Raw genomic sequence first — 3,691 nt, 5'->3', positions numbered from 1 at the left:
CCGGCGCATGGCCGAAGAGACCGGCATGATCGAGCCCTTCGAGCCCGGGCAGGTGCGCCAGTCGGCCGATGGCCAAAAAATCGTCAGCTACGGCACCAGCAGCTACGGCTACGACATCCGGTGCGCGCCGGAGTTCAAGGTCTTCACCAACATCTATTCGACCGTGGTGGACCCGAAGAATTTTGATGAAAAAAGTTTCGTCGACATCGAGAGCGATGTCTGCATCATCCCGCCCAACAGTTTCGCGTTGGCCCGCACCATCGAGTATTTCCGGATACCGCGCAACGTCTTGACCATTTGCCTGGGCAAGAGCACCTATGCGCGTTGCGGCATCATCGTCAACGTCACCCCGTTCGAACCCGAGTGGGAAGGTTATGTGACGCTGGAGTTCTCCAACACCACGCCGCTGCCCGCCAAAATTTACGCCGGTGAGGGCTGTGCACAGGTCTTGTTCTTCGAGAGCGACAAGGACGATGTTTGCGAGACCAGCTACAAGGACCGTGGCGGCAAATACCAGGGCCAGCGCGGGGTCACCCTGCCCAAGACCTGAGCCATCGACTTATAAAAAAAGCGCTGCCTGGCAGCGCATTTTTATGCCCGCCCAGGGCGGGGTTCAGGGCTTGTCGAGGTCGTAGGTGATGCGGCGCACCTGCCCGTTGCTGCCGGGAAAGTCGGTGAACATGGCGCGCACCAGCCAGGGCACGATTTCCACCAGATCCTCGCCACGGCCTTCGTGCACAGCCGTGGCATCAAACACGCTGTGTGCCGATGCGGGTGCGCCAGCACGGTCTTCGATGCGCACCTGAACGCGGCTTTCCTGCGTGGTGCGGGTCACTTCGCGGTCGCCCACGTAGCGCGGTCCCCAGAGGTCGGGCACCCAGTGTCCACCGTGCAACCGGCCATCGCGGTCGCGGTAGAGCGGCTGGTAGACCCAGTTGTCGTCGTACACGGCCTCCAATACCTTGCGTTCGCGTGGCGCCAGCGCGGCGTCCACCCGCACCACAAAGCGTCCGGTTTGTCCGCCGGCGGCGGGCCGCAAGCCCTGGCGCTGGAGTTCCTTGGCCACCAAAGCCTGGTAGGCGGCGATTTCCAACTCGCGAGGCGCTTGGGGCGGTGTGAAACTGAAGGACTGCCCGCGTGCGTCGGCGGGCCATTGGTTGAAGCGGGTGACTTTGGTGCTCACCGTGCTGGCGCAGCCTACGAGCGCGAATGCCACAAACGCGGTCAAAAACCACGCGGTCGCGCGCGCAGGTTTGCGGTTGGTACGTGTGGAGGGCGTGCTGGGGCAGGGTGTTTGCATAATGGCTTGCCGCTGAGGCGGGTTTGGGTATTTGCACGGCGCGAAGCGGACGGCGTTTTTCGATGTCCATGGCCGCGTTCGAGTTCCCGGCTTGCCCGTCGCCACCAGGAGAATACACATGAAATGGGAAAACAACCGCCAGTCGGACCAGGTCGAGGACCGCCGCTCCAACCCCGGTGGCGGTGGCCTAGGCGGTTTGGGTGGTGGTGGACGGCGCGGCAAGGGTTTGGGCATCGGCACCATCGCGGTGGCACTGGTGGCGGGTTGGATTTTCAACATCAACCCCATGACCATTCTGGGTGCGTTGAGCGGCGCGGGCGATGTGTCGGGTCCGGCGCAGACCCAAAGCGCACCAGCCACCGGCCAGCCGTCCGATCAGATGGGGCAATTCGTGGCCTCGGTGCTGGGTGGCACCGAAGACGTTTGGGGGCAGGTGTTTCAGCAAGGGGGAAGCCCGTACAAAAAGCCCCGCCTGGTGCTGTTTCGGGGCAGTACGCCCACGGCCTGTGGTACAGGTCAGGCGGCCATGGGACCGTTTTATTGCCCGGGCGACCAGAAGGTCTACATCGATCTGTCGTTTTACGAAACCATGCGCCAGCAGCTCGGTGCACCCGGCGATTTCGCCCAGGCCTACGTGATCGCCCACGAAGTGGGGCACCATGTGCAAAACCTGCTCGGCATCACCGACAAGGTGGACGGCATGCGCGGGCGCATCAGCCAGCGCGAGCAGAACGCCCTGAGCGTGCGCCTGGAGCTGCAGGCCGACTGTTTCGCAGGCATCTGGGCCCACCACAACCAGAAATCCAGCGCCATCCTGGAGCCGGGGGACGTGGACGAGGCGCTGAACGCGGCGGCCGCGATCGGCGACGACGCCTTGCAGCGCAAGAGCCAGGGCCAAGTGGTGCCCGACAGCTTCACCCACGGCACCAGCGAGCAGCGTCAGCGCTGGTTCCACACCGGTTTGCAGTCGGGCAGCGTGCCGTCTTGCGACACCTTCAACGCCCGAAACCTGTGATGGCATAGGGATTCTTGTCCCTCGCACAGAGGCGGCTGACGCCGCTGCGCGCTTCCCACAAGGGCGCGATTGGGCATTTTGTGCTCAAAGTGCGACAATAGCGGGTTAACGCGTACCAAACACGCGCACATCAATGACCCAATCCTTCTCAGAACTTTCCCTATCCCCCAGCCTTGCCCGTGCCGTCGCCGACATGGGCTACGAAACCATGACGCCGATCCAGGCGCAAGCCATACCGGTGGTGCTGGAAGGCCGTGACGTGATGGGCGCTGCCCAGACCGGTACTGGCAAAACCGCGGCTTTCTCGCTGCCCTTGCTGCAGCGCATGCTCAAGCACGAAAACGCCTCCACCTCGCCAGCGCGCCATCCGGTGCGTGCGCTGGTGTTGTTGCCCACGCGCGAGTTGGCCGACCAGGTGGCCGAGCAGGTCAAGCTCTACGCCAAGCACACGCAATTGCGCAGCATGGTGGTGTTTGGCGGCATGGACATGAAGCCGCAGACCGCCGAGCTGAAAAAAGGCGTCGAGGTGCTGGTGGCCACGCCCGGGCGCTTGCTGGACCACATCGAAGCCAAGAACTGCGTGCTCAACCAGGTGGAATATGTGGTGCTGGACGAAGCCGACCGCATGCTGGACATCGGTTTCCTGCCCGACTTGCAGCGCATCCTGAGCTACCTGCCCAAGCAGCGCACCACTTTGTTGTTCTCGGCCACGTTCTCGCCCGAGATCAAACGCCTGGCCAACAGCTACCTGCAAGACCCGGTGACGATCGAGGTGGCGCGCTCCAACGCCACCGCCTCTACCGTGGAACAGCATTTTTACCGCGTGGACGACGACGACAAACGTGGCACGCTCAAGCAGATCCTGCGCGACCGCGAACTCAAGCAGGCGTTCGTGTTCGTCAACAGCAAACTCGGCTGCGCCCGTCTGGCCCGCTCGCTGGAGCGTGAAGGTCTCAACACCACCGCCTTGCACGGCGACAAGAGCCAGGACGAGCGCTTGAAGGCGCTGGAAGCCTTCAAGAGTGGTGCGGTCGATCTGCTGATCTGCACCGACGTGGCCGCGCGTGGTCTGGACATCAAAGACGTGCCAGCGGTGTTCAACTTCGACATCCCGTTCAACGCCGAAGACTATGTGCACCGCATCGGACGCACCGGTCGCGCTGGTGCGTCGGGTCTGGCGGTGTCGTTCGTCAGTGGGCGCGATTCGAAGTCCATGGGCGAGCTGGAAAAGCTGCTGGGCAAAAAACTCGAAGTCGAAGCGCTGGAGCTGGCGGCCGATCGCCAGCCGGCCGGTCGTTTCAACGAAGGCCAGCGCCTGTGGTCGCAGGGCGAGTCGCGTGGCGATGGTCGCCGCGACGAGCCGCGCCGCGATGCTG

Annotated in this window: 4 protein-coding genes; 3 read left to right on the top strand and 1 reads right to left on the bottom strand. The window is 63.5% G+C overall.

Annotated features, from left to right (window positions below; all coding sequences use genetic code 11):
- Window positions 1–550 (top strand): dCTP deaminase (dcd, locus tag ABYB95_RS19150; RefSeq protein ID WP_372660499.1); only part of this gene is annotated, 550 nt, incomplete at its 5' end.
- A 63-nt stretch (window positions 551–613) separates the two neighbouring features.
- Here the strand turns inward: dcd and ABYB95_RS19145 are convergent.
- A complete protein-coding gene (locus ABYB95_RS19145; protein ID WP_372660495.1) occupies window positions 614–1,183 on the bottom strand; it encodes a DUF4136 domain-containing protein in 570 nt (189 codons plus the stop codon).
- A 235-nt stretch (window positions 1,184–1,418) separates the two neighbouring features.
- On the opposite strand from ABYB95_RS19145, the gene ABYB95_RS19140 reads away from it, so the two are divergent.
- Together ABYB95_RS19140 and ABYB95_RS19135 are read left to right on the top strand one after the other, a co-directional pair.
- A complete protein-coding gene (locus ABYB95_RS19140; protein WP_372660492.1) occupies window positions 1,419–2,315 on the top strand; it encodes a neutral zinc metallopeptidase in 897 nt (298 codons plus the stop codon).
- A gap of 133 nt (window positions 2,316–2,448) precedes the next feature.
- Window positions 2,449–3,691: DEAD/DEAH box helicase (locus ABYB95_RS19135; RefSeq protein WP_372660489.1), on the top strand; the 1,243-nt coding region annotated here is incomplete at its 3' end.

The sequence above is a fragment of the Hydrogenophaga sp. genome, from assembly GCF_041633695.1.
Classification (GTDB): domain Bacteria; phylum Pseudomonadota; class Gammaproteobacteria; order Burkholderiales; family Burkholderiaceae_C; genus Hydrogenophaga.
This window is presented reverse-complemented; position numbering and strand designations above follow the sequence as displayed.

Excerpts from the sequence above, each read along its gene's own strand:
- ABYB95_RS19140 (WP_372660492.1), top strand. The coding sequence starts at position 1,419 with ATGAAATGGGAAAACAACCGCCAGTCGGACCAGGTCGAGGACCGCCGC.